Consider the following 23631-nt stretch of genomic DNA (forward strand, 5'->3'; position numbering starts at 1 on the left):
CATGCTCGACTGCATGGAGAATGATGATGTCGCGAAGGATTTCGTTGCTGCTTGCCACGCTGCTGCTGGCTGCCCCTGTTGCGCAGGCCGCACCCAGTGCGGATGCACGGCGGGAGATCGCCCAGCTGATCTCCAGCCTGGACGGCTCCCAATGCCGGTTCCAGCGCAATGGCAGCTGGTACGACGGCAGCGATGCGCGCGCGCACCTGCAGCGCAAGTACGACTACCTGCTGAAGAAGGACATGGTGGACAGCGCCGAACAGTTCATCGAGCGCGCCGCCAGCCAGAGCAGCATGAGCGGCAAGCCCTATCGCATCCAGTGCCCGGGGCAGCCTGAACAGACCGCAGCCGCCTGGTTCGGCGCACGCCTGCAGGCCCTGCGCCACCGCACGCCGTAGACATGGGGGCGGTGTAGAGTCGAGCCATGCTCGACTGCTTTTTCCCGTAGCCTTGGAGGACTGCCATGAACACCACGCCGCGCACGCTGTCACGTTCATTGAACGACCGCATGATTGCCGGCGTGATGGGCGGCATCGCCCACCGCTTCGGCTGGAACCCCACGCTGGTACGGATCGTGTTCGTGCTGGTCTCGATCGGCTCGGCGGCTTTCCCCGGCATCCTGGTCTATCTGATCCTGTGGCTGCTGATGCCGAACGAGGCCGATTGAAGACCGTTCCAGAGCCCTGGCCGGTCTGGCTGCGCGCGCTGCAGGTGCTGGGCGCGGTGTGGACGTCACCCAATTCACTGTTCGGTGTGATCGGCGGGCTGGCCGGCATGCTTGGCGGGGCGACGCTGCGTTGGAGCAGCCGTGACTGTGCGCTGGTGTTCGATCGCTGGCCGTGGGGGCCGGGTGGGGCGATCACCTTGGGCAATGTGATCCTGCACACCGGGCAGGACCTGGGCATTTCCTGCCGCACCTATGCGCACCAGGCGGGGTGGGGCGTGGAGCCGCTGATCCGGCTGGACGACCACGAACGCGCGCACGTGTACCAGTACATGGTGCTGGGGCCGCTGTACCTGCCGGTGTACCTGCTGTGCGGCGGGGTGAGTGCGCGCAATCCATTCGAGCGCGCGGCCGATCATTTCGCCCGGTTCGGGCGCGGCTGGTGGCCGTAGTTTCCAGCCAACGGCGCAGCCCCTCGTGGGTGGTCGCGGAATGCCTGCTTCCTGGGGGCTGGCCGGGCGGGTGGGGCTGGCGGGGACGCCGTGAACCCATCCATGGGGGCTTAGCCGCGGCATCCATGCCGCGGATACCCCGCCAGCCCCACCCACCCGGCCGCTGACAGTTTCCGTGCGCGCCAGGCCACGGAAGAGAATAAAGAACAGCAAAAGCGGGTCGCGCGCTGCGCTTGCTCGTGTAGAGCCGAGCCCGCGCTCGGCTTCGCGGACTGGCCTGAAAGCAGCCGAGCATGGGCTCGGCTCTACAAAAAGCGAGCCGGCCAGGCCGCTTTTGCTTTTGGTCTTCTTTTTTCTTTTCCGTGGCTGGACGTGCCCGAAAACTGTCGGGGGTCGGTCGGGGTGGGTGCGCGGGACCGTTGGCGCCATGGATGGCGCCATCGAGCCCCCAGGGACGGGTTTACGGCGTGTCCCGCGCACCCACCCCGACCGACCCAATCACATGAAGCGCATTTCGCGACCAAGCCACGAGGGGCTGCGCCGTTGGCGGGAATCCCCGCGGATTCGTTAGCCGGAAGTTAAAGATCCGTAAGCATTCTGCTGCGATCCCGCAGTCATCTGCATGCAACCGATCGTCATTAGCCTTCGTGACGTTCCAGTCAGGTTCGACGCGGTAAGCTCTTCCTCGATGAGCTCGCAGCATCGCTCATCGAGTGCAGTACGCAGTAGCAATTTGGAGGAATACATCACATGGCAATCGTTCTTTATGTCGGTGGTAGCAAGGATGGCGAGAAGGGCGTGGTGCCCTACGGCTTCAGCAAATCCCGCGCCGACACCGCGCTGGGGCCGGAGTTCTACACGGAGCGGTTCATGGAACTGCAGGGTGTCGGCAAGGTCCGCCTGATGGCCCTGGAAAGCATGCGTGACGATATCGTCATGCAGCGCGCCGCCCGCCACTACCGCTGACCTTCGCAACACGCGGCAGGGCGCGCCCACCATCGCGCGCCCGCGCCGGCATCCCAGCCCAGGGCCAGTCCGAGCCCTCTCTTCGCCAGGATGCCGGCGTCCACTCCGGCCTCGCCGCTGAACCTCGCCCCCTGTCAATGCCTTGTCCGGCTCCGTCGTGGATTGCCAGAATGGGGTCTTCCCGAAACGCGGCATAGACCTGAAGCAATGCACGACGCCAAGAACGCCCAGAGCGCGCTCGCCCAGCAGATCGCCCAGACCATCGCCGACGAGATCGGTGCCCAGTCCGCCCAGGTGCGTGCCGCCGTCGGCCTGCTCGATGAGGGCGCCAGCGTTCCGTTCATCGCGCGCTACCGCAAGGAAGTGACCGGGGGCCTGGACGACACCCAGCTGCGCAACCTGGAAGTGCGCCTGACCTACCTGCGCGAACTGGAAGACCGTCGCGCGGCGGTGCTGGCCAGCATCGGCGAGCAGGGCAAGCTCAGCGACGACCTGCGCAATGACATCCTGGCCGCCGACACCAAGAGCCGGCTGGAAGACCTGTACCTGCCGTACAAGCCCAAGCGCCGTACCCGTGCCCAGATCGCCCGCGAGGCCGGTCTGGAGCCGCTGGCCGATGGCCTGCTGGCCGACCCGACGCAGGACCCGCAGGTCTTTGCCGCCGGTTTCGTCGACACCGACAAGGGCGTGGCCGACACCAAGGCCGCGCTGGAAGGTGCACGCGCGATCCTGATGGAGCGCTGGGGCGAAGATGCCGCGCTGGTCGGTGAGCTGCGGACCTGGCTGGGCGAGACCGGCGTGATCCGCGCGCGCGTGGCCGAGGGCAAGGAAACCGAAGGCGCCAAGTACCGCGATTATTTTGAACACGCCGAGTCGCTGGCGAAGATTCCCTCGCACCGGTTGCTGGCGCTGTTCCGTGCGCGCCGCGAGGAAATCCTGTTCCTGGAACTGGACCCGGGCAGCGAGGCCGAGGCCGGCCACCAGTACGCCGAAGGGCGCGTGGCGCGCAAGGCCGGCATCGCCGACCAGGGCCGTGCCGCCGACCGCTGGCTGCTGGATGCCTGCCGCCTGACCTGGCGTGCCAAGCTGCACACCCATCTGCTGCTGGACCTCTTCAACCAGGCCCGCGAAAAGGCCGAAGCCGAAGCCATCGCGGTGTTCGGCGACAACCTGAAGGATCTGCTGCTGGCCGCGCCGGCTGGGCCGAAGACCGTGCTGGGCCTGGACCCGGGCATCCGCACCGGCTGCAAGATCGCCGTGGTCGATGCCACCGGCAAGCTGGTCGCCACCGACACCATCTACCCGCACGAGCCGCGCCGCCAGTGGGAGCAGTCGCTGCAGACGATCAAGCAGCTGTGCGCCAGGCACAACGTGGAACTGATCGCGATCGGCAACGGCACCGCCAGCCGCGAAACCGACAAGCTGGCCGGCGAAGCGATCAAGGCGACCGCCAACCCGAAGCTGCAGAAGGTGGTGGTCAGCGAGGCCGGTGCGTCGGTGTACTCGGCGTCCGAGTTCGCGGCCAAGGAGTTCCCGGGCCTGGACGTGTCGCTGCGTGGCGCGGTGTCGATCGCGCGCCGCCTGCAGGATCCGCTGGCCGAACTGGTCAAGATCGAACCCAAGGCGATCGGCGTCGGCCAGTACCAGCACGACGTGGACCAGTACCGCCTGGCGCGGGCGCTGGACGCGCGCGTGGAGGACTGCGTGAACGCGGTCGGCGTCTACGTCAACACCGCCTCGGCCGCGCTGCTGTCGCGCGTGTCCGGCCTGTCGGTCACGGTGGCCGAGAACATCGTGCGCCATCGTGACGACAACGGCCCGTTCAAGCGTCGCAAGGACCTGCTGAAGGTCGCGCGCCTGGGCGAGAAGACCTTCGAGCAGTGTGCCGGCTTCCTGCGTATCGCCGATGGTGACCAGCCGCTGGACGCCTCGGCGGTACACCCCGAAGCCTATCCGGTGGTTGAGCGCATCGTGGCCAGCACCGCGCGCCCGATCAAGGCGCTGATTGGTGATGGCAGCTTCCTGCGCGGCCTGAAGGCCGAGCAGTTCACCGATGCCACCTTCGGCGTGCCGACCGTGCGCGACATCCTCAAGGAACTGGAGAAGCCGGGCCGCGATCCGCGTCCGGAGTTCAAGGCCGCGCGCTTCGCCGAAGGCGTCGAGGACATCAAGGACCTGCGCGAAGGCATGGTGCTGGAAGGGGTGGTGAGCAACGTCGCCGCCTTCGGGGCGTTTGTCGATATCGGCGTGCACCAGGACGGCCTGATCCACATTTCGGCGCTGTCCGATACCTTCGTGAAGGACCCGCGCGACGTGGTCAAGGCCGGCGACATCGTCAAGGTCAAGGTGCTGGAGGTGGACGTGCCGCGCAAGCGCATCGCCCTGACCCGGCGCCTGGACGACACCCCGGGCCAGGCCACCAGCCGCCCGGGCCAGCGCGATGAGCGCAGCCAGGGTCAGGGGCCGCGCCGCGACGCCGGCGGGCAGAACCGTGGGCCGAACCGCGGCCAGGGCAATGGCGGCCGCCCCGGCCCGTCGGCCCCACCGGCCAACAATGCCCTGGCCGAGGCCTTCGCCCGGGCCAAGCGCAGCTGAAGATCGTGCCCCCCGTCACGGTTGATCCGGGGCGGGGGACTTGTCGGTTTTCCCCGTGATTGCGCACACTTGCGCCTGAGGGGGGCGTTCGGCCTCCCCGCTGTCGCTGGGGAGGGCCATGACGCCAGCACGACCCGCCGTCTTCGTCGCAGGCTGCAGCGCTTCGCTGCGGTCGGCGCCTGCCCGCGCCGGCAGGGGGCCGGATTGATGGCGGGCCAGGGAAACAACGGCAACGGGCTGCTCGAGCGGCGCCTGCAGGAGCTGGCCGAAGAACGCCGCCGGCTGGCGATGATCATCGATGGCACCGCTGCGGGTACCTGGGAATGGAACGTGCAGACCGGCGAGATGCGGGTCAACGCACGCTGGGCCGAGATCGTCGGCTACCGCCTGGAAGAACTGGAACCGATCTGCCAGAGGACGTTCCTGAAGCTGGTCCATCCCGATGACATCGCGCTGTCCGACGCGGCGCTGGACGACCATTTCGAAGGGCGCAGCGACAACTACGCCTGCCTGCTGCGCATGCGCCACAAGAATGGCCAGTGGATCTGGATCCAGGACCGCGGCCGCGTCTTCGAATGGGACGGGCAGGGCAGGCCGCTGTGGATGGCCGGCGCCCATGCCGACGTCACCGAGCTGCAGCAGGCCCGGCAGGACGCCGCCGAGACCCGCCAGCGCCTGCAGGCGGTGGTCGATGCGTCCGATGAGGTGGCGGTGATCGCCACCGATACCGACGGCACCATCACCCTGTTCAATACCGGCGCGCAGCGCCTGCTCGGTTACACCGCGCCGGAGGTGGTCGGCCAGCGCCGCCTCGATGCCTTCCACGATCCGGCCGAACTGAAAGCCTGGTTGCAACCGCTGGCCGATGCTGATGGCAATCTTCCTGGCGTGTTCGAGGCGCTGAGCGCGCGTGCCGACGGGCAGACCTACTCGCGGCAGTGGACGCTGCTGCGCAAGGATGGCCAGTCACGCCAGGTGCGCCTGTCGATCAGCCGCATGGAGAGCGCCGATGGAGCACGCATCGGCTACGTCGGCATGGCCATCGACATTACCGAGATCCTGCAGGCGCGCGCCGAAGCACGGCTGTCGGCGGAGAAGTTCGCGGGCGCGTTCACCTCCGCCGCACTGGGCATGGCACTGGTGTCGCTGGAAGGGCGCTGGCTGGACGTCAACGACGCGCTGTGCCGGATCCTGGGCTATCCGCGCGAAGAACTGCTGCAGGTCGATTTCCAGCGGCTGACCCATCCCGACGACCTGCAGACCGACCTGGCCCTGGTGCAGGACCTGCTGGCCGGACGACGCAGCCACTATCACCTGGAAAAGCGCTATCTCGACCGCGACGGGCGCATCATCTGGGCGCGGCTGTCGGTATCGCTGGTGCGCAACGAGCACGGCGAGCCGCTGCATTTCGTGTCGCAGATCCAGGACATCACCGCCCAGCGCAGCAGTGAGCAGCGTCTGTTCGAGAGTGAACAACGCAGCCGCATCACGCTGGATGCAGTGGCCGACCTGGTGCTCAGCGTCAGCCTCGATGGCCGCATCGACTATGCCAATGCCGCCGCGGTGCGCACGCTGGCGGGCGATGGTGCGCTGTCGCTGGCCGGACACAAGGTACAGGACGTACTGGCGCTGACCACCGAGTACGCGCCCGGCTCGGTACTGGACGTGTCGGTACTGCTGGACCCGGAAAGCAATGCGGTGGACCTGCATGCCGATCTGTTGCTTCGCCTCGGCACCGCCACCGTACCGGTGGACCTGACCCGCGCCTGGTTGCGTGGTGACGAAGGCCACGTGCGCGGCGCGGTCTGGGTGCTGCGCGACGACACCCAGCAGCGTGCACGCCAGCGCGAAGCCCGCCACCTGGCCGAGATCGATCCGCTGACCGAGCTGAGCAACCGTCGCGGTTTCGAGGTGCACCTGCAGCAGGCCATCACCCGCGTCGAGCGCACCGGCCAGGCGGCCTCGTTGATGTACATCGATCTGGATCGCTTCAAGCCGGTCAACGACACCTGGGGCCATCTGGCCGGCGATGCCGTGCTGTGGGCAGTGGCCAGTGTGCTGCGCCACGGCGTGCGAGATTCGGACGTGGTGGCGCGGCTAGGGGGCGACGAATTCGCGGTGATCCTGTCCGGGTGCACGCCGCGACGCGCTGCCCGCATCGGCGCTGAGCTGCTGCACACGCTGGCATCTCTTTCCATTCCGTGGGACCAGGACCGGCTGCGGGTCGGCGCCAGCATCGGTATCGCGCCGCTGGCCGGTGGGATGAGCGTCGATCAGGCCGTGGCCGCTGCCGATGCCCAGTGCTACCGGGCCAAGGCGCTGGGTCGCAACAACGTGCAGGTGCAGGGCGAGGCCAGCGAGCTGCCCGGCGATGATTCCGAAACCGCCGAAGGCTGATCTCAGGCTGTGAGAGGACGCGCGCGAATACTGCGCGCATCCCCACTCGAGCAGGTGATCCCATGAAAGTCTGGAGCCCGGTTGCGCTGCGGGCGTATGCCCCGGCAATGGTCGGCTGGTGCCTGGCGCTGGCCGCCAGCCTGCGCCTGGAAGAAGTGCGCGACGATCTGCACGCGCAGGCGTTGCTGCCGGTCCTGCAGGGCGGTGCCATCGCCCTGCTGGTGTTCACGCTGTCCTGTATCGGCGGCGCCAGTCTCGTGTTGTGGCGGGCAGGCAGGAAGGGCGCAGGATGATGGCGCTGAGGGCACCGCCATCATCCCTGCGATCCGCGCCTGGCTTCAACGCAGCACTTCATCCGAACTGACCAGCTGCACGTCGTGCATCAGGTTGAGGTACGCCTCGTAGTAGCCCTTGTGCGAGGCGCCGACGATGGTCAGCATGCGCGCACCCGGCTGTTGCCCGAGTACGTCGCGCATGTTGGCGACCATGCGCAGGTTGCGGGTTTCCCAGTAGCCCACGTAGTTGCGGCCGAAGCCCTCCGGCGACGGCTCGACCAGGGTCGCACCGAAGTCGCTGTTGTAGGCCATCATCGCGGCGTCCGCGCTGTTGTACGCGCGATACATCTCGAGCAGCCCCTCGGGTTTGTCGAGATTGGCTTCGAGTTGCTCGTCAGCGGCCATTCGCGTCTCGACGAAGGGATTGTCCCAGGCGGCCCTGATGGCGGCAGCGTAGGCCTTCTTCCGGGATGCCGGCGTGGGCGAATCCGCGGTGTGGTCGTCGACCGACCACAGCCGTTCCAGGCCCAGCCGTGCGGCCAGTACGCCTGCGACCATGCCCACTTCGTTCGGCTTGGCCATGCGGGTGTCGAGGTAGCGCACCAGTTCAGGGGTCAGGCTGTCACCGGCACGACGCTCTTCACTGGGTAACCGCAGCCACTGCACGACGGCCGAACCGTTCTCGCCCGCAGCGAGGAAAACCGCGGCCAATCGGCGCCGCTGGGCGGCGCTGGGTTCGCTCGGCCAGTCCGCAAGCAGGCGTTCCATCTCGGCATTGGCGCTGGGAACGTCCAGGCCGGTCGCGGCCTGCGCCGGTGCTGGATCGACGCAGTAGTCCTCGACACTTCCGGCGTAGCGGCCTGGATTGCGGCGCATGAAGTCGCACTGCAGGCCGGACAGGTTCTCCACCGCGATCACCGTTGGCTGCCAGGCCTGCAGTCGCTGCAGCAGGGGCTCCAGCATTGCTGGCTTGAAGGTCTTCGGCAGGCTGGACAGGTGCGGGCTGCCCAGCACCAGTACCTCGTTCGGGCGACCGGCAGGCGGACCCTTCAGCTGGTCGGGATGGAAGGACGGCCGATAGGCGGCATCGGCAGCCAGGGCACCGGTACTGCACAGACCCAGGAAGAAGTAGCTGGCCAAGCGTGTAAGCATGTGATCTCCGTGTCCGTGAACATCCTTCAGGTCACTGCATGCTGGCCGTTTCCCGGCGTCCGGGAATCCCCCGTTGGTCATGGCCCTTTCGGCTTGCGCTGCACGCGCCTCATGAGCGAGGCTGGATGCAATGAAATCGTGGTGCAGGACATGACCTCAGGCAACCGGGTGATCGAAAGTGCGAGGTTGTGCCTGCGGCCTTTCACGGCGGAGGATGCCGATGAGGTGTTCGCAGCGATCACGCCGGGGCTGACACGCTACATGGCCTTCGAGCCGCCGCCGTCGGAGGAGGCCTTCACTGCGGTCTGGCAGGCGTGGTTGCCCACCATCGCCGAGGGGACGGACATCACCTTTGTCATCCGCCGACGTGACGATGGCGCCTTCCTTGGTCTGGCCGGCCTGCATCGAACCATGGACGCCGAACCCGAACTCGGCATCTGGATCGATGAAGCGATGCATGGCCAGGGCTACGGCCGGGAAGCCGTGGCGGCGGTGTGGTCGTGGGCTTCCGGGCGCCTGCGATGCGCGGCATTCCGCTATCCGGTGGCCGAGCAGAACGCGCCGAGCCGGCGTCTGGCCGAATCCCTGGGGGGCGTGCCCGTCGCGCGTGAGCAGGAAGTGAAGTACACGGCGATCGTCTATCGCATTCCTGCGCGCATGCCTGGAGTTGCGACGGACGTCGCGGAATCCCGCTAAAGCCCCGAACCCCATCGCCGATATCCCCTCTGGATCCCGCTCCAGTCACCCGCTGCAGGACCCCAGGCTGCCCCCGATGGGCGGTCCGCGCTGTGTGTTCCGCCGTTGCCTATGCCGATCGCACCCGCACCAGACGTTCTTGCCAGCCGCTCGAGGGGTGCCTGCCGGTACCTGTAGTCCCAAGCAACTGAAGTTGCCGCCGGGCATCCCGCCCGTCGGGTCGCAACCGCTTACCGGACACCGAGGATCAGACAATGCTCATTCCAGGCTTCACGGCGGGCGCGCAGGCGCCGGCCGAGCTGCATACCCGTTGGTCGCCGTGGCGCGCGCTGCTGGGCGCCCTTGCTCCGCATCAGCGCACCCGCACCGAGCCGGCGGCAACCGACCGCGCCGAACTGGAAGCGCAGGTCGCGGCGCTGCATCGCGTGCAGGCCGTCATCGAGTTCGCGCTCGATGGCACCATCCTGCAGGCCAACGACAATTTCCTGCAGGCAATGGGCTACCGGCTGGAGGAGATCCAGGGCAAGCACCATTCACTGTTCGTCGATGCCGAGCAGGCGCGCAGCGCCGAATACCGCGACTTCTGGGCGCGGTTGGGGCGCGGCGAATATGACGCCGGACAGTATCGGCGCTTCGGCAAGGGCCAGCGCGAGATCTGGATCCAGGCGTCGTACAACCCGGTCCTGGATCGTCAGGGACGGCCGTACAAGGTGGTCAAGTTCGCCACCGACATCACCGCGCAGAAACTGCAGGCGGCCGATTCGGCCGGGCAGCTGGCGGCGATCGGCAAATCGCAGGCAGTGATCGAATTCGGCATGGACGGGCGCATCCTCTCGGCCAATGAGAACTTCCTCGCCGTCACCGGCTACAGCCTGGATGAGGTGCGTGGGCAGCACCACTCGCTGTTCGTCGAGCCGGGCCATCGCAGCAGCGATGAGTATCGCCGGTTCTGGGAGAAGCTCGGGCGTGGCGAATACGATGCCGGCCAGTATCGCCGCTTGGGCAAGGGCGGGCGCGAGGTCTGGATCCAGGCCTCCTACAACCCCATCCTCGACCTCAACGGCAAGCCGTTCAAGGTCGTCAAGTACGCAACCGACATCACCGCGCAGGTGCATGAGAACCAGGCCATGCAGCGCGCCGTGGCGCAGACCAGGGAAGTGGTGGCCGCTGCCAAGCAGGGCGATCTGACCCGACGCGTTGCGATGACGGACAAGCAGGGTTCGATCGCGGAGCTGTGCGAGGGCGTGAACGCGCTGGTCGAGGCGATGGCCGCCATCATCGGCCAGATCAAGTTCGCCGCCGACACCATTGCGGTGGGCGCGACCGAAATCGCGCAGGGCAACAGTGACCTGTCGCGGCGCACCGAGCAGCAGGCCGCCTCGCTGGAGGAGACCGCGGTGTCGATGAAGGGCCTGGCCGAGACCGTGCAGCGCACCGCCACCAACGCACGCCAGGCCAGCCAGCTGGCCGGTGGCGCGGCCGATGTCGCTGCGCGTGGCGGCAGCGTGGTGCACGAGGTGGTCGAAACGATGGCGGTGATCAACGCGTCCTCGCGACGCATCGTCGACATCATCGGGGTGATCGATGGCATCGCCTTCCAGACCAACATCCTGGCGCTGAACGCAGCGGTGGAAGCGGCGCGTGCGGGCGAACATGGCCGTGGCTTCGCCGTGGTCGCCACCGAGATCCGCGAGCTGTCGCAGCGCTCGGCCAGCGCGGCCAAGGAGATCAAGCACCTGATCGACGAGTCGGTTGCCAATGTGGGGGCCGGCACTGCCCAGGTCGAGAGTGCGGGCCGCACCATGGATGAGATCGTGACCAACGTCCGCCGGGTGAGCGACCTGATGACCGAGATCAGCACCGCCTCGCAGCAGCAGAGCGATGACATCCAGCAGATGAACCATGCGGTCGATCTGATCGACCAGGGCACCCAGCAGAACGCGGCCCTGGTCGAGGAGGCCTCGGCGGCGGCACGCAGCATGGAGGAACAATCGGCGCAGCTGCTGCAGACCGTAGCGAGCTTCCGTGTGCAGGGCGGGGGTGGCCATCCGCACGGGGTGGCCGCGTTGCACGCGGTCTAGGCACGGCGTCCGTCAGCCTCCTCCCCGGTCGTCGCGTCCGGGGCGAGCTGCACGCAGTTGCGGCCGGCGTGCTTGGCCCGGTACAGGGCCTGGTCGGCGCGGTCGACCAGGTCATCCGGCTCGCGCTCGTCGCCGGCAGCCTGCCAGGCCACGCCGACGCTGATGGTCACATGGCCGTGCGGGGCAGGCAGTGCTGCATGTTCGACAGCAGCGCGCAGCCGTTCGCCCAGATCCAGCGCGTGCGAGGTATCGGATGAGGGCAGGGCGGCAATGAACTCCTCGCCACCGTAGCGGGCCAGCAGGTCATCGCCGCGCTGCAGGCAGCCGTCGAGAATCGCCGCAACAGCGCGCAGGCGGCGGTCACCTTCAGGGTGACCGTAGGTGTCATTGAGCCGCTTGAAGTGATCGATGTCGATCATCAGCACGGCCAGGCCAAGGCCTTGGCGGCGGGCACGGCGGTGGGCCGCGCCAAGCGATTCATCGAAGCTGCGCCGGTTGCCCAGCCCGGTCAGCGGATCGCGCCGGGCCAGCGTTTCCAGCTCATCGCGCTGGCGCTGGATTTCGATCTGGCTCAGCACGCTGCGCAGCGCATAGCCGAGCAGGGCGCCGATGAAGCCGACCGTGGCCAGGGTCGGCTGCAGGCGTGCGACCAGCAGCGCTACCATCATCAGCAGCAACGGCAGCATCAGCGGCACGCCGGCATCGACGATGCGCCGCAGGCTGCGCGATACCGGCACCGCTGGGCGGCGGTTGTTGCCGGCCATGACCGCCAGCAGTACGAACAGTCCACTGATCAGCAGGTCGCCCCAGTTGCCGTCGGGCACCTGCGGCTGATAGGTATTGATGTAGAAGGCCAGCAGGAAGTAGCCCAGCGCGTAGATCGTCAGCGTCCGGAAAAAATCGCGGCGGTCCGGATTGTCCTCGGCCAGGAAACGGATCAGTGCGAAGCAGAACACCAGGCTGTTCTGCACGCTGCTCATGGTGTTCAGGCACTGCGTCCACAAGGCGGTGTTCAGTGGCGCCATCGCCCGCGTATGCCCGTAGTACAGCAGCCATAGCAGCGCGATGATCCCGAGGTCCACGGCACGGATGTAGCGATTCCCGCCGCCCGGGCTGGCGGCCACGTAGGTCAGTGGAATCCGGTAGAACACGTACAGGATCAACGATGACGCGGTCATCTGCGCAGGGTCGAGGCCAGCCAGGTTGCGGTACAGCAGGGCCAGCAATGCAAGCGAGAACAGGGCGACGGCGGCGCCCAGCATCCGCCACTTGCAGGCGGCCTGGCTGTCCCGTGCGCGCCTCAGGCAGGCCAGTGCGGCCAACAGAGGAGCGGTGATCAGCAGAAGATAGGAGCCCACCGGGTCCTGGGGGCCGATCAAGGCAATGACGAGCGCGTGCGTGACCAGAAAAAACAGTGCAGCACGCAACGTCATGCATTCCCCCGCCCCCGGATCCGGCAGGATCACGATAGGCAGATGTACGTGAGGCTGGCAAGAAAAGTGTGCGCTGCGTCTAGTGACAACCTTGTCAGAAGTCGCAGTTGTATTTCAAAGGGGTGACGCGACGGTGCCTTCAAGGTGGGCGTACATCCAGAAGTTCCGGGGATGGCCCCGCACCTTGCGATAGGCGCACAGCAGCCCTTCGCGCTGCATGCCGAGGCGTTCCAGCACGGCGATCGAGCGGGCGTTGCTGTCCAGGACGGTCGCCTGGATGCGCGTCAGCGACCGTACCGCATGGCCCCAGTCGAGCACCGCGCGCGCCGCCTGCGTGGCCAGCCCCTGTCCCTGCCAGTGCGGGTCCAGGTCATAGGCCAGCTCGCCGCGGCCATGCTGGAGATCGATTCCGTTCAGGCCGAAGGTGCCGATCAAGCGATCGTGGGCATCCACCAGCGCCCAGCGCGGGTCGGGGGACGCAGGTCGGTAGCTGGCGACCTGCTGGCGCAATGCAGCTTCGGAGATGTCGCCCCAGCTGGTGTGTTCGATCACGCCTGGTAGAGAGAGGTAGCGGGACCATGCAACCGCATCATCCACCCGCAGGGCGCGCAGGCGTGCGGGCAGGGTGTCTGGAAGTGACGGCAGGCGCGAGGCAGGCATGCCGGGCAGTGTGGCCGCCCCGGACCTGGAAAAGCAAAAGGCCAGGTCGAGGACCTGGCCTTTGATGCTGTGGTGCCGGTGAAAGGACTCGAACCTTCATGGGGTTACCCCCGGCTGATTTTGAGTCAGCTGCGTATACCATTCCGCCACACCGGCAGGCAGCGTGCGAGTGTAACCGAGGTTGGCAGGCCTTTCATAGAGGCAAGGCCAAACAGGGCGCTTCCTGTCGGCTTCGGCTCTGTGGTGGCTATACTGCGGCGGCTTGAATGCCTCCAGGAGCAGTAGCCGATGACAGTGTTGCAGGACCTGAGGGTGCTGGTGGTAGAGAACGACGAGATGAGCGCCGCACTGCTGCAGATGCAGCTGGTGCACGCCGGTGCGACCGTGGTCGGGCTTGCAGCGAGTGTGGACGAGGCGCTGCGGCTCCTGCAGGAAAGCTCTCCAGACGTGGCGCTGCTCGATTACCGCTTGGCGCGGAACGAGACCAGCGAACCGGTGGCCGCAGCGTTGTCGGCACGTGGCGTGCCGTTCGTGCTGGCGACCGGGATGCTGGCTGAGCAGCTGCCCGCGTCGATGCTGACCGGCGTGCTGCTGGTCAAGCCGTACCTGTCGGCGGATCTGTGCCAGGCGCTGGTGCGCGCGGTGGGTCGCTCCCGGGTCAAGGCCTGACTGGCTCTGGCGGAGACCACGAGCGTATGCTGCTCTGGCCTGAATGCTCAGGCCTACAAGGAGAGTGGCATGAAGAAGTGGATCAAGCGCATGGTTGCTGCGGGTGTCCTTTCAATGGCGGTCTTCGGTGGTACGGCCTCTGCCGCGTGGTGCGGCCAGCCCTGTTTCCAGCTCTACAAGAGCTGTATCGCACGGGGCGGTGAGGTCGAACAATGCCTGCAGGAACAGGCCTTCTGCGAAGAGGCGATGTGCGGCGGCAATCCCTGATCCAGGAACCCCGCCCAGGCGGGGTTTTTCATCTGCGCGCAGTGTTCAGCCCACTTCCTCGTACACATAGCGGACGTCCTCACGGTCGTCGAGAATCCGGTATTGCCGGGCCAGGTCATCCGGATCGGGATTGAGCCAAGCGTCCAGGTGCTCCCTGCGGATCGGCACCACGCCGCGATCATGGCCTGCAGCGGCGACGTCGTGCGAAGGCGCGTCGGTGATCGTGGCGAATGACAGCAGGCGACCTTCCGGGCCCTCCCATTCGGCCCAGAGGCAGGCCAACAGCAGGTCACGCTGTGGATCGGGGCGGAACTCCAGCACCACGTCATCTTCCTTCTCGCCGGCGTCGAGCGTGCGCCCGGCGATGGCATGTCGGGGGACGTGCTCGTAGAACGCCTGCACCACCACCACGCCATGACGCAGGCCGAACGCGCCGCGCCAATAGCCTTCCAGGCTGTCGCGCCGCGCGTTGTAGGTGCCCGGATAGAGCACGTCGTTGCGCGCGGGCTTGTCCGGCAGCCGGCACTGGTAGCGCATCGGCTTGATCACGCGTTTGCCGCCCTCGCTGACCATCACCGGTGCGTAGGTGCCGGGGAAAATGCGGTTGTCACGCGGCAGCAGCTGTACCCGGTGCAGGTCTTCCAGCCGAGCCTGCGCACGATCGATGCGGTTGCCGGCCACGCGCAGGTCGTTGCGTGCCTTCTGGGTGGGGCGGGTCGCCAGCGTGGCGTTGGCGATATCGCGTCGTTCGCGCTGGCGCGCCAGCTCCGCCTCGAGATCGTGATGTTCCTGCGCGTGCCATTGCTGGATCTTTGCCACGATGTCGCGGCCCTGCTCGGTGCGCGCAGCGGCAAAGCCGTCGTCCATGGCCTTGGGCGTCTTCGGGCGCTTCTTGCCGGGATCATGCGCGTACAGCTCCGCGAAATCTTCCAGCGACAGGATGGCGCCGAACTCGCGGACCAGCTTGGCGTAGTCGGCGCGGATCAGGGCGGAATAGCACATGGATGTTCTGCCGGCATGGGTCGCAGCAGCTGCGACGTGGATGCGGCAGGATAGCCCGACCTACAGGGAGATACCGCATGAACGATTCCGTCGCCTGCCAGTTCCGCGAGGCCGTGCCCACGGTCGAGGACTACTGCCAGCTGCGCGTGCTGGCGGGCCTCAGTGCCAAGAGCCAGGAGGCCGCAGCGCGCGCACTGCCCAATACGCTGTTTGGTGTCTGTGCGTACCAGGGCAGTGAGCTGGTAGCGATGGGGCGCATCGTCGGTGATGGTGGCTGCCACCTGCAGGTCTGCGATATCGCCGTGTTGCCGCGGCTGCAGGGGCAGGGCCTGGGCAAGGAAGTGATGCGTCGCCTGGATGGCTGGATGCAGGCGAACCTGCCGCCATCGGCGTACGTCAGCCTGCTTGCCGATGGTGAAGCGCACCGGTTGTATGCGCAGTTTGGCTTCGCGCCCACCGCGCCGGCATCGATCGGGATGTATCGCCGGTTCTGAGGTGTGGTCGAGGATGAAGCCATCCACGCCCTGCGTGGATGGGGGCGGGCTGGATGGCAGATCGCAGACAAAGAAAAACCCCGGCCGAAGCCGGGGTTTTAAAGAATTGGCGTCCCCACGGGGATTCGAACCCCGGTCGCCACCGTGAAAGGGTGATGTCCTAGGCCTCTAGACGATGGGGACGCACGAAAACTTCAAGTTGTAGATCCTTCGACGGCCTAATGTCGAAGTGGTGGAGCCAAGCGGGATCGAACCGCTGACCTCCTGCATGCCATGCAGGCGCTCTCCCAGCTGAGCTATGGCCCCATGAAACTCCGGATGATCTGCCGGGAGCAGAGTCCGTTTTGAAACTGGCGTCCCCACGGGGATTCGAACCCCGGTCGCCACCGTGAAAGGGTGATGTCCTAGGCCTCTAGACGATGGGGACGCACGAAAAACTTCAAGTTGTAGAACCTTCGACGGCCTAATGTCGAAAGTGGTGGAGCCAAGCGGGATCGAACCGCTGACCTCCTGCATGCCATGCAGGCGCTCTCCCAGCTGAGCTATGGCCCCGTGTTACCGAGCCGCCTATCATACCTGCGTGTTCACGTTTGTGGAAGTCTTTTTTGAACTTTTTTCGTTCCGGTTCAACCGCAGCCACGAGGGCAGGGGAACCGCAACGCCACAAGCTGAATGCCGGTAGGCGGTGAACAAAAAAGACCCGGTTATCGGCCGGGTCCTCGTTGTTCGTGATGAGTGGCGGCCCCACGGGGATTCGAACCCCGGTCGCCACCGTGAAAGGGTGATGTCCTAGGCCTCTAGACGATGGGGACGCAATTCTCATCAATGTTCTTTAGCGACCTTTCGACGGCCTAATGCCGAAAGATTGGTGGAGCCAAGCGGGATCGAACCGCTGACCTCCTGCATGCCATGCAGGCGCTCTCCCAGCTGAGCTATGGCCCCACGTCGCTGAGGAGCGAAATAATAGCCTTGCCCCAGGGGGTTGGCAAGCATTTGTTGCACTTTTCTTCACGCGTGTTGCGAGGCCGATGTCAGTCGCCTGCGGCCGTGGTGTCGTCGGTCAGAGCGGCCAGGATCGGGCACTGGTCCAGCGCGCCATGGCCGGGGCAGGCGTCGACCAGCTGCGACAGCGCGATGTGCATGCGCTGCAGTTCGGCCATCCGTTGTGCGATGTCCTGCAGGCGGGCCTGCGCGGTGTCGCGCACGCTGCCCATGTCCTGCTGGTGGCGATCACTGAGCGCGAGCAGTTCTCCGATCTCCTCCAGGCTGAAGCCCAGTGCCTTGGCGCGGCGGATGAAGCGCAGCCGGCGCAGATCCGGCTCGCCGAAGATGCGGTAACCCCCGGCCGAGCGGGCCGCCGTCGGCAGCAGCTGCTGGCGTTCGTAGTAGCGGACCGTATCGATCGGCACGCCTGCCTGGCGGGCCAGTTGTCCAATGTTCATGGCGGATTCCTGCGGGGGCTGCCGGCCATTGTGAAGCCTTGAGTCTGGTCGAGAGTCAAGGCTTTGCAGCGGTGTGCGTATTCAGCGCACTTTGCAACTTTCTTCATAGCCCTGCCGCTGGACCAGTTCCTACCCTTCGCCTGAACCGGCCATTCGATGGCCTGCAACGAACCGAGGAGGTGGTCAGTGGATGGAATCAGGAACGAGGGATTCGTGGAGGTCGCGGTGGTCGAGTATCCCGGAGGCGATCCGTCCGCCGCTTCGGTGCTGGCGGAGATGGCGCACGTCGCCAATCGCCTGGCCCAGCAGCAGCGTCGGCCGTTCAAGCGCGTGGTGGTCACACGCTGGATCGTGCCGGCCAGCCAGACTGGCGTACATCGCATCGCCGGTGCGGAAATGCTCGATGCAGCCATTCCGGCGGTGATCGCTGTTCCCGGCCAGATCAGCGCAGGTGCCTGCCTGCGTGCCGAGGAAGTGCTGCTGGACTGGCTGCGCGCGCACTACGACGGTGGCAGTCTGCTGGCCGCCGCCAGCGACGGGGTCAGCGTGCTGGCGCGCGCCGGGTTGCTGGCGGGGCGCACGGTAAGCGGGCCTGATCTGGGGCGTCATCCGGGCCTGCAGGCGCAGGCCGCGAGCTGGGTGCCCAGTGAGCGGGCGCTGGTGGATGATGGCGATCTGCTGACGGTGGGAGGATCACAGGCGTGGCGCTTCCTCGGCCTGCGCCTGCTGTACCGGCTGCATGGGCAGGGCGTGGCCAGCGCTGTCGCACAGCAGCTGGGCATCACCGTGCCGGCGCCGATCCAGCAGGACCTGGAGCGCTTCAGTGCCAATTTCGCTCATGGTGATCGCGACGTGCTGAAGGCGCAGCGGTGGCTGCATACCACTGCGGCACGAGGTGCCACCCTGGCTGCGATCTGCGAGGTTTCCGGGTTGGAGCCGCGCACGCTGCAGCGACGGTTTCTTCGGGCTACCGGTCTGCGCCCGATCGAATACTGCCAGCGGCTGCGCATTGCCAAGGCCCAGACCCTGCTGCAGCAGGGGGGCGGCATCGACGAAGTCGCCTGGGGCGTGGGCTATGCCGATCAGAGCGCTTTCCGTCGCCTGTTCCTTCGTATCGTGGGAATGACACCGGCCAACTATCGCCGCCACGTCAACAGCAAGCGGCGTGAGCGGCCCCTGATGCCCTCGGTCGCAGGCAGCCTGCGGGGGTTGCAGGCACCGTCGGGTGTGCAGTTGGGCCGAAGTGCCGCCTGATGCCTGATGTCGGGCAGCGCTTGCAACCTGGGCGCGACGCTTCGACCATGCAGGCAGTGGACGATTGAGCAGGTGGGCTGATGTCGAGTGTTGGACCGGTTCCCATGCCGGTAGTGTTGATCCTCGTTTGCATGTTGCTGGCCATGGCTGTTGCCCGTCTGTGGCCACGCAGGAAAGGCGAAGCGCCGCTGCCATCGGCAGCAAGCATGGTGTTGGACATGCTGTTGATCGGCCTGTTGTGTGGCCGCATCAGTTTTGTCGCCCTGAACTTCGCGCTCTACCGCGAGGCGCCCTGGGGCATTCTGCAGATCGCCGACGGCGGCTATCACCTGGCGGTGGTGCTGGTGGCAGGTCTGGCCTTGGGGTTGTGGCGCTTGCGGCGGTGGCCTGCGCTGCGTGCGCCGGTGCTGGCCAGCGCTCTGATTGGCGTGCTGCTCTGGGCGGGTGGTGGCCTGCTGCTGTCGGCCTGGCAGGAGCGGCAGATGCCGTTGCCGGCGCTGCAGGTGGCGGACCTTCAAGGCGATCGTATCGATCTGCAGCAGTTCCGCGGCAAGCCGCTGGTGCTGAATCTGTGGGCCACATGGTGCGGGCCCTGCCGCCGTGAGATGCCGGTGCTGGCGGCGGCACAACAGGCACATGATGACGTGCAGTTCGTATTCCTCAACCAGGGCGAAACCCTGGAGGAGGTCCAGGGTTTCCTTGCCAGCGAACGACTGATGCTGGGCAACGTGTTGCTGGATGATGACGCTGTCGCTTCAACCGTGCTCGGCGTGCAGGCGTATCCTTCCACGCTCTTTTTCGGTGCCGATGGGCGCCTGCGTGAACTGCACCTGGGCGAACTGACTGCGGCCGGCCTTGAACACAAACTGCGCCGGCTGCGGTAGCCTGCGCGGGCATCTCACTACGGAGTTCCCATGTTGTCGACTTCCATGCGCATCGCTCCGGCGGTGCTGTTGCTGCCGGTCATGCTGGCATTGGCCGCCTGCAGCCAGGCCCAGACCCCGCCGGGCAAGACGGCCCCGGCGGCAACTGCTCCGGCCGCTGCCACCAAGGGCGACCGTCCGGCCGTGCTGAAGGGCATCGAGAAGCACGGTTTCGAGGTCGTTGCCGAGTTCGATGCACCGGGTGGCCTGCGCGGCTTTGCGGGTGTGGTGGGCGGCCAGCAACCGGCCGCGGCCTACGTCACCGCCGACGGCAAGCACGTACTGGTAGGCAGCCTGTTCGATTCCGAGGGCAACGACGTGGCCGCCGAGGCCGTCGAGAAGCTGGTCGCCGCGCCGATGTCGGCCAAGATGTGGACCAAGCTGGAAGCCAGTGCGTGGGTACGTGATGGCAAGGCCGACGCGCCGCGCGTGGTCTATACCTTCAGCGATGCCAACTGCCCGTACTGCCACAAGTTCTGGGAAGCGGCACGGCCGTGGGTTGATGCCGGCAAGGTGCAGCTGCGTCACATCATGGTTGGCGTGATCCGCGAGGACAGCCCGGCCAAGGCCGCGGCGATCCTCGCCGCGCGTGACCCGAGTGCAGCACTGTTGCAGAACGAGCACGATTTTGATCGCGGTGGCATCAAGGCGCTGCCGAACATCAGCCGCGAGATCGCTGGCAAGCTCGACGCCAATCAGGTGCTGATGATCGAGATGGGCTTCCAGGGCACGCCGGGCATCCTGTTCCAGGACGCACAGGGCCAGGTGCAGCGTCGCGCCGGCCTGCCGCAGGGTACAGACCTGCAGACGGTGCTGGGCCCGCGCTGAGTCGCGCCGCCCATCGTGAATGACCCACAGGCCCGCATGGCAGCATGCGGGCCTGTTGCTTTCCGTGATCAGGATCGATGCTTCGGCCTGCGCATCACCTGTTCGTCGTCACGTCTGAATAGTGACTGACATCAAGCCTCGCGCCTTGATTCCAATCAAGGCCAAAAACGACAGGCGAATTAGCCTGTGACGCATGGAATACAGCGTCAACGCGCAATGGATGCCGCGCTCGCCAGGCCCTGATCGGGGCCGGTCGGCTCAGCCATTCACGACACTCTCACCCTGTGCTTGTTACCCAGACCGCTGCGGTCGCCACCTCTCTGGCAGCGCGGCCTTGATGGCGTCGACATCGGTGCGGGCAGGGCAGTGTCATCGTCCTGTTGCCTGCCATGCGCAGGCTGGCCGGTGTCGTCGACGCAGTATCCGCATTTCCAGCAACGGCAGCGCGAGGCCGGAGCGGCGCATGCGTGCGCCCCGTCTGCGTGCTGCGAACAGGGGTCGTCCAGGGAGGATGCAATGCGCGTGGCGGTACTGAGCCTGGCCTGCGTGACCGCACTGGCGATCACGCCGGCGTATGCGCAGGCGGATGACAAGGAGGACGCACAGGCGCTGCGTCGCGAGATTGCGGCCATGCGGCAGGCGCTGGAGGGCATGCAGCAGCGGTTGGACCGCCTTGAGCAGCACGATGCAACCGTTGGGCCTGCCACCGCGCAGGCACCCGCCGCCGTGGTCGCGCCTGCCAGCACTGCCAACCTGCTGCACCCCACGCAGGTACCGGGCGTGGCACAGCCGGTGCTGCCGCAGCGTGAGTCGGTAGCCGATCCGTCCACCGCCGCGTCGCGACCGGACAGTGCGGCCGGCCCGACCGATCCGGATCTGAAGGGCTTCTTCGCCATTCCGGGTACTGACACGGTGATCCGTATCGGCGGCTACGCCAAGCTGGATGCCATCGCCGATTCGCGTGCAGCGGGCGATGAGGATCAGTTCATTCCCTCGTCGATGCCGGTGGGTGGCAGTCATCGTGATGTCTCGAACTTCAACATCCATGCCAAGCAGACCCGCTTCAGCTTCGAGGCGCGACGTCCGACCACGCACGGCAACCTGCGCTTCTACCTGGAGAACGACTTCTTCGGCAGTAGTGACGGCTACGAATTCCGGCTGCGCCATGCCTATGGCCAGCTCGGCAATACCTACGCCGGTTACGGCTACTCCAGCTTCATGGATCCGGACAGCCTGCCCGATACATTGGATTTCGCAGGTCCCGGCGGTGCCGGCTACCTGCTGGTGGCAGGCATCCACCACAGTTTCGCGATGGGCAAGGGCAACACCCTGACCGTCGCCGCCGAAGATCCGAAGACCGAACTGGCCGGTGCCAGCGATGAGCGCGCCGCCGTGAACCGGCTGCCGGATGTGACGGTGACTGCGCGCATGGAGCGCGACTGGGGCCACCTGCAGCTTGGCGCAGTGGCACGCAGCCTGGCCTATGACGGCGTTGGCGAGCGCGACCGGCGCATGGCCGGTGGCCTGCAACTCAGCGGTTCGGCCTCGGTGGGCGAGCGCGACCTGCTGCTGTTCGGCGCGCTCGGCGGGCGCGGCCTCAGCCGTTATACCGCCGACCTGACCGGTTCCGGACTGGACGCAGTGGTTGGTGCCGATGGCCGCCTCGATGCGCTGGACCTGCACGGTGGGTTCATTGGCTACACGCATTACTGGTCCGGGCTGTGGCGTTCGAACCTGATCATCGGCCAGCTGACCCTGGAGCGGAATGCCGCACTGGCGGCCGACGCATTCCGTCAGAGCCGCTACGGCGTGTTCAACCTGATCTGGAGCCCGGCGCCGTCGTGGACGATGGGCATGGAGCTGCTGTACGGCCGCCTGGAACAGCAGGGGGGCGCGCGCGGCGACACGGTCCGGGTGCAGGGCAGCCTGCAATACAACTTCATCAAATAAGCGCCAGCGGTCGTACGCCAGCGTAACCGTCCCCACGCCCGGTTGTACCGGGCTCATGCCAGTACAGGAGATTGTCATGGCAGAAGCAAAGAAAATCGGGGTGGTCGGAGCCACCTTCCTCGTCGCCGGCAACATGATGGGCTCAGGCGTGTTCCTGTTGCCGTCCAGTCTGGCCAAGATCGGCACCGCCTCGATCTGGGGCTGGCTGATCACCACCGCCGGTGCGCTGCTGCTGGCCTTCGTCTTCGCCAAGCTGGGCAAGCTGGCACCGAAGGCCGGCGGTCCCTATGCCTATGCGCGCGACTGGTTCGGGCCCTACATGGGCTTCCAGACCAATACCATCTACTGGTTCGCCAACTGGATCGGCAACGTTGCCATCCCGATCGCGGCGGTGGGCTACTTCAGCTACTTCTTCCCGATCCTGTCCGAGCCGCTGGTGCGCTGCATCGCGGTGCTGGTGCTGGTGTGGGCGCTGAGCTTCGCCAACATGATCGGCCCGGCCTTCGTCAGCCGCGTGCAGACGGTCACCACCAGCTTCGCGCTGGTGCCGATCCTGGGCATCGCCATCTTCGGCTGGTTCTTCTTCGATGCCGACATCTTCAAGGGCGCCTACAACGTGTCGGGTGAATCCAACTTCGGCGCGATCTCCAGTGCCGCGGCACTCACCCTGTGGGCCTTCATCGGCGTCGAATCGGCCTCGGTCACCGCCGGCGTGGTGGAGAATCCGGAAAAGAACGTGGCCCGCGCCACCCTGGCGGGTGTGTTCCTGGCCGCCATCGCCTACATCGCCAGTTCCTCGGTGATCATGGGCATGGTGCCCAATGGCGAACTGCAGACTTCCGATGCGCCGTTCGCACTGGCTGCCGCCAAGGCCGTCGGTGGCTGGGGCGGTGCGCTGGTCAGCCTCTGTGCCTTCATCGGCGCTGCCGGTTCGCTGGGCGGCTGGATCCTGCTAACCGCACAGAGCGCCAAGGCAGCCTCCGATGACGGCCTGTTCCCGAGCATCTTCAGCAAGACCAACAAGGATGATGTGCCGGTCAAGGGCGTGCTGATCGTGGCGGTGCTGATGACGCTGGCGGTGCTGGTCACCTCCACCTCGGAGACCGCGTCTGCACAGTTCGACGTGATCACCTCGGCGGCGGTGGTGCTGACCCTGCTGCCCTACATCTACTCGTGCGTGGCCTGCTACTTCGTGGTCGAGCGTTCGCACACCCTGGTCCACACCGGTGCGTTCTGGACCCTGACCAGCCTGACCGTCGTGTACTGCCTGTGGGCGATCTACGGCTCGTCGGGAACCATCGTGCAGTACGCCTTCCTGTTCGTGCTGTTCATCACCGTGTTCTATCCCTTCTTCAGCGAGGAGCGCCGCCAGCAGCGGCAGCGCGCCCGCGAGGCCTCGGCGATCAGCGCCGGCGCCCAGCGTTCCTGAGT

Annotated in this window: 22 protein-coding genes and 7 tRNA genes; 17 read left to right on the plus strand and 12 right to left on the minus strand. The window is 66.4% G+C overall.

Translation table 11 applies throughout. The annotated features are described in order from the left end of the window. Positions 1–23 precede the first annotated feature (23 nt). From D5301_RS14740 to D5301_RS14770, 7 genes are all read left to right on the plus strand, one after another. Complete coding sequence (locus tag D5301_RS14740) at positions 24–398, plus strand: YfeK family protein (RefSeq protein WP_049444649.1); 375 nt, start codon at positions 24–26, stop codon at positions 396–398. A 65-nt stretch (positions 399–463) separates the two neighbouring features. Then, positions 464–667 (plus strand): PspC domain-containing protein, encoded by a 204-nt coding sequence (locus tag D5301_RS14745; protein WP_010484929.1) that lies wholly within the window; start codon positions 464–466, stop codon positions 665–667. After that, positions 664–1116, plus strand: coding sequence for a hypothetical protein (locus tag D5301_RS14750; protein WP_153856079.1), 453 nt, complete (start codon positions 664–666; stop codon positions 1114–1116). The genes D5301_RS14745 and D5301_RS14750 overlap by 4 nt, the downstream gene beginning before the upstream one ends. 750 nt (positions 1117–1866) lie before the next feature. After that, the gene (locus D5301_RS14755) at positions 1867–2082 is read left to right on the plus strand and encodes a hypothetical protein (protein ID WP_006452005.1); all 216 of its coding nucleotides are present in this window, start codon (positions 1867–1869) and stop codon (positions 2080–2082) included. A gap of 207 nt (positions 2083–2289) precedes the next feature. Next, a complete protein-coding gene (locus D5301_RS14760) occupies positions 2290–4677 on the plus strand; it encodes a Tex family protein (RefSeq protein WP_153856080.1) in 2388 nt (795 codons plus the stop codon). A gap of 207 nt (positions 4678–4884) precedes the next feature. Beyond that, positions 4885–7074: a PAS domain-containing protein gene (locus D5301_RS14765; protein WP_153856081.1), complete on the plus strand. Its 2190-nt coding sequence runs from the start codon at positions 4885–4887 to the stop codon at positions 7072–7074. A 62-nt stretch (positions 7075–7136) separates the two neighbouring features. After that, on the plus strand, positions 7137–7367 hold the full coding sequence (locus D5301_RS14770) for a hypothetical protein (RefSeq protein WP_094000872.1): 231 nt from the start codon (positions 7137–7139) through the stop codon (positions 7365–7367). Positions 7368–7412: 45 nt separating this feature from the next. On the opposite strand, the gene D5301_RS14775 is transcribed toward D5301_RS14770, so the two are convergent. After that, positions 7413–8501 carry a DUF5694 domain-containing protein gene (locus D5301_RS14775; protein WP_153856082.1) on the minus strand — a complete coding sequence of 363 codons (1089 nt, stop codon included), beginning with the start codon at positions 8499–8501 and terminating at the stop codon, positions 7413–7415. A gap of 111 nt (positions 8502–8612) precedes the next feature. Here D5301_RS14775 and D5301_RS14780 point away from each other — a divergent pair, with 111 nt between their 5' ends. Next, positions 8613–9197 carry a GNAT family N-acetyltransferase gene (locus tag D5301_RS14780; protein ID WP_228756416.1) on the plus strand — a complete coding sequence of 195 codons (585 nt, stop codon included), beginning with the start codon at positions 8613–8615 and terminating at the stop codon, positions 9195–9197. A 254-nt stretch (positions 9198–9451) separates the two neighbouring features. Further along, positions 9452–11278, plus strand: coding sequence for a methyl-accepting chemotaxis protein (locus tag D5301_RS14785; protein WP_153856083.1), 1827 nt, complete (start codon positions 9452–9454; stop codon positions 11276–11278). Here D5301_RS14785 and D5301_RS14790 read toward each other — a convergent pair. The 3 genes from D5301_RS14790 to D5301_RS14800 form a co-directional block, all read right to left on the minus strand. Next, on the minus strand, positions 11275–12711 hold the full coding sequence (locus D5301_RS14790) for a GGDEF domain-containing protein (protein WP_153856084.1): 1437 nt from the start codon (positions 12709–12711) through the stop codon (positions 11275–11277). The two genes, D5301_RS14785 and D5301_RS14790, sit on opposite strands and share 4 nt — an antisense overlap. 114 nt (positions 12712–12825) lie before the next feature. After that, entirely contained in the window at positions 12826–13371 is a 546-nt protein-coding gene (locus tag D5301_RS14795) for a GNAT family protein (protein ID WP_153856085.1), read from the minus strand. A 70-nt stretch (positions 13372–13441) separates the two neighbouring features. Then, positions 13442–13527 (minus strand) — tRNA-Leu (locus D5301_RS14800). Positions 13528–13659: 132 nt separating this feature from the next. Here D5301_RS14800 and D5301_RS14805 point away from each other — a divergent pair. Together D5301_RS14805 and D5301_RS14810 are read left to right on the plus strand one after the other, a co-directional pair. After that, positions 13660–14040 (plus strand): response regulator, encoded by a 381-nt coding sequence (locus tag D5301_RS14805; protein WP_110712712.1) that lies wholly within the window; start codon positions 13660–13662, stop codon positions 14038–14040. Positions 14041–14109: 69 nt separating this feature from the next. Continuing rightward, complete coding sequence (locus D5301_RS14810; protein WP_010484956.1) at positions 14110–14307, plus strand: hypothetical protein; 198 nt, start codon at positions 14110–14112, stop codon at positions 14305–14307. Positions 14308–14352: 45 nt separating this feature from the next. Here the strand turns inward: D5301_RS14810 and D5301_RS14815 are convergent, their stop codons facing one another. Next, positions 14353–15309, minus strand: a complete 957-nt coding sequence (locus D5301_RS14815) for an SOS response-associated peptidase family protein (protein WP_153856086.1) — start codon at positions 15307–15309, stop codon at positions 14353–14355. A gap of 77 nt (positions 15310–15386) precedes the next feature. Between D5301_RS14815 and D5301_RS14820 the strand changes: the two genes are divergently transcribed. Continuing rightward, complete coding sequence (locus D5301_RS14820) at positions 15387–15803, plus strand: GNAT family N-acetyltransferase (RefSeq protein WP_153856087.1); 417 nt, start codon at positions 15387–15389, stop codon at positions 15801–15803. A gap of 107 nt (positions 15804–15910) precedes the next feature. Here the strand turns inward: D5301_RS14820 and D5301_RS14825 are convergent. The 7 genes from D5301_RS14825 to D5301_RS14855 form a co-directional block, all read right to left on the minus strand. Continuing rightward, a tRNA-Glu gene (locus D5301_RS14825) sits at positions 15911–15986 on the minus strand. Positions 15987–16033: 47 nt separating this feature from the next. After that, a tRNA-Ala gene (locus D5301_RS14830) sits at positions 16034–16109 on the minus strand. A 45-nt stretch (positions 16110–16154) separates the two neighbouring features. Then, positions 16155–16230 (minus strand) — tRNA-Glu (locus D5301_RS14835). 49 nt (positions 16231–16279) lie between these two features. Continuing rightward, positions 16280–16355: transfer RNA gene (locus D5301_RS14840), tRNA-Ala, on the minus strand. Positions 16356–16539: 184 nt separating this feature from the next. Then, positions 16540–16615: transfer RNA gene (locus tag D5301_RS14845), tRNA-Glu, on the minus strand. 54 nt (positions 16616–16669) lie between these two features. After that, positions 16670–16745: transfer RNA gene (locus D5301_RS14850), tRNA-Ala, on the minus strand. Positions 16746–16834: 89 nt separating this feature from the next. Beyond that, a complete protein-coding gene (locus tag D5301_RS14855; RefSeq protein WP_110712709.1) occupies positions 16835–17245 on the minus strand; it encodes a heavy metal-responsive transcriptional regulator in 411 nt (136 codons plus the stop codon). A gap of 186 nt (positions 17246–17431) precedes the next feature. Here D5301_RS14855 and D5301_RS14860 point away from each other — a divergent pair, with 186 nt between their 5' ends. The 5 genes from D5301_RS14860 (at position 17432) to adiC (ending at position 23629) form a co-directional block, all read left to right on the plus strand. Next, the gene (locus D5301_RS14860) at positions 17432–18499 is read left to right on the plus strand and encodes a helix-turn-helix domain-containing protein (RefSeq protein WP_110712708.1); all 1068 of its coding nucleotides are present in this window, start codon (positions 17432–17434) and stop codon (positions 18497–18499) included. Between the two features lie 80 nt (positions 18500–18579). After that, positions 18580–19383, plus strand: coding sequence for a TlpA disulfide reductase family protein (locus D5301_RS14865; RefSeq protein WP_153856089.1), 804 nt, complete (start codon positions 18580–18582; stop codon positions 19381–19383). A gap of 30 nt (positions 19384–19413) precedes the next feature. Continuing rightward, positions 19414–20250 carry a thiol:disulfide interchange protein DsbG gene (gene dsbG / locus D5301_RS14870; RefSeq protein ID WP_153856090.1) on the plus strand — a complete coding sequence of 279 codons (837 nt, stop codon included), beginning with the start codon at positions 19414–19416 and terminating at the stop codon, positions 20248–20250. A gap of 516 nt (positions 20251–20766) precedes the next feature. Then, the gene (locus D5301_RS14875) at positions 20767–22200 is read left to right on the plus strand and encodes a DcaP family trimeric outer membrane transporter (protein WP_153856091.1); all 1434 of its coding nucleotides are present in this window, start codon (positions 20767–20769) and stop codon (positions 22198–22200) included. 76 nt (positions 22201–22276) lie between these two features. Continuing rightward, positions 22277–23629, plus strand: a complete 1353-nt coding sequence (gene adiC / locus D5301_RS14880; RefSeq protein ID WP_006461445.1) for an arginine/agmatine antiporter — start codon at positions 22277–22279, stop codon at positions 23627–23629. Positions 23630–23631: the final 2 nt, after the last annotated feature.

This window comes from Stenotrophomonas sp. MH181796 (assembly GCF_009659995.1).
GTDB lineage: Bacteria > Pseudomonadota > Gammaproteobacteria > Xanthomonadales > Xanthomonadaceae > Stenotrophomonas > Stenotrophomonas riyadhensis.

Excerpts from the sequence above, each read along its gene's own strand:
- D5301_RS14810 (WP_010484956.1), top strand. The coding sequence starts at position 14,110 with ATGAAGAAGTGGATCAAGCGCATGGTTGCTGCGGGTGTCCTTTCAATG.
- D5301_RS14815 (WP_153856086.1), bottom strand. The coding sequence starts at position 15,309 with ATGTGCTATTCCGCCCTGATCCGCGCCGACTACGCCAAGCTGGTCCGC.
- D5301_RS14775 (WP_153856082.1), bottom strand. The coding sequence starts at position 8,501 with ATGCTTACACGCTTGGCCAGCTACTTCTTCCTGGGTCTGTGCAGTACC.
- D5301_RS14865 (WP_153856089.1), top strand. The coding sequence starts at position 18,580 with ATGTCGAGTGTTGGACCGGTTCCCATGCCGGTAGTGTTGATCCTCGTT.
- D5301_RS14755 (WP_006452005.1), top strand. The coding sequence starts at position 1,867 with ATGGCAATCGTTCTTTATGTCGGTGGTAGCAAGGATGGCGAGAAGGGC.
- D5301_RS14770 (WP_094000872.1), top strand. The coding sequence starts at position 7,137 with ATGAAAGTCTGGAGCCCGGTTGCGCTGCGGGCGTATGCCCCGGCAATG.
- D5301_RS14780 (WP_228756416.1), top strand. The coding sequence starts at position 8,613 with ATGAGCGAGGCTGGATGCAATGAAATCGTGGTGCAGGACATGACCTCA.
- D5301_RS14785 (WP_153856083.1), top strand. The coding sequence starts at position 9,452 with ATGCTCATTCCAGGCTTCACGGCGGGCGCGCAGGCGCCGGCCGAGCTG.
- dsbG (WP_153856090.1), top strand. The coding sequence starts at position 19,414 with ATGTTGTCGACTTCCATGCGCATCGCTCCGGCGGTGCTGTTGCTGCCG.
- D5301_RS14740 (WP_049444649.1), top strand. The coding sequence starts at position 24 with ATGATGTCGCGAAGGATTTCGTTGCTGCTTGCCACGCTGCTGCTGGCT.
- D5301_RS14820 (WP_153856087.1), top strand. The coding sequence starts at position 15,387 with ATGAACGATTCCGTCGCCTGCCAGTTCCGCGAGGCCGTGCCCACGGTC.
- adiC (WP_006461445.1), top strand. The coding sequence starts at position 22,277 with ATGGCAGAAGCAAAGAAAATCGGGGTGGTCGGAGCCACCTTCCTCGTC.
- D5301_RS14790 (WP_153856084.1), bottom strand. The coding sequence starts at position 12,711 with ATGACGTTGCGTGCTGCACTGTTTTTTCTGGTCACGCACGCGCTCGTC.
- D5301_RS14805 (WP_110712712.1), top strand. The coding sequence starts at position 13,660 with ATGACAGTGTTGCAGGACCTGAGGGTGCTGGTGGTAGAGAACGACGAG.
- D5301_RS14875 (WP_153856091.1), top strand. The coding sequence starts at position 20,767 with ATGCGCGTGGCGGTACTGAGCCTGGCCTGCGTGACCGCACTGGCGATC.
- D5301_RS14745 (WP_010484929.1), top strand. The coding sequence starts at position 464 with ATGAACACCACGCCGCGCACGCTGTCACGTTCATTGAACGACCGCATG.
- D5301_RS14765 (WP_153856081.1), top strand. The coding sequence starts at position 4,885 with ATGGCGGGCCAGGGAAACAACGGCAACGGGCTGCTCGAGCGGCGCCTG.
- D5301_RS14855 (WP_110712709.1), bottom strand. The coding sequence starts at position 17,245 with ATGAACATTGGACAACTGGCCCGCCAGGCAGGCGTGCCGATCGATACG.
- D5301_RS14760 (WP_153856080.1), top strand. The coding sequence starts at position 2,290 with ATGCACGACGCCAAGAACGCCCAGAGCGCGCTCGCCCAGCAGATCGCC.
- D5301_RS14795 (WP_153856085.1), bottom strand. The coding sequence starts at position 13,371 with ATGCCTGCCTCGCGCCTGCCGTCACTTCCAGACACCCTGCCCGCACGC.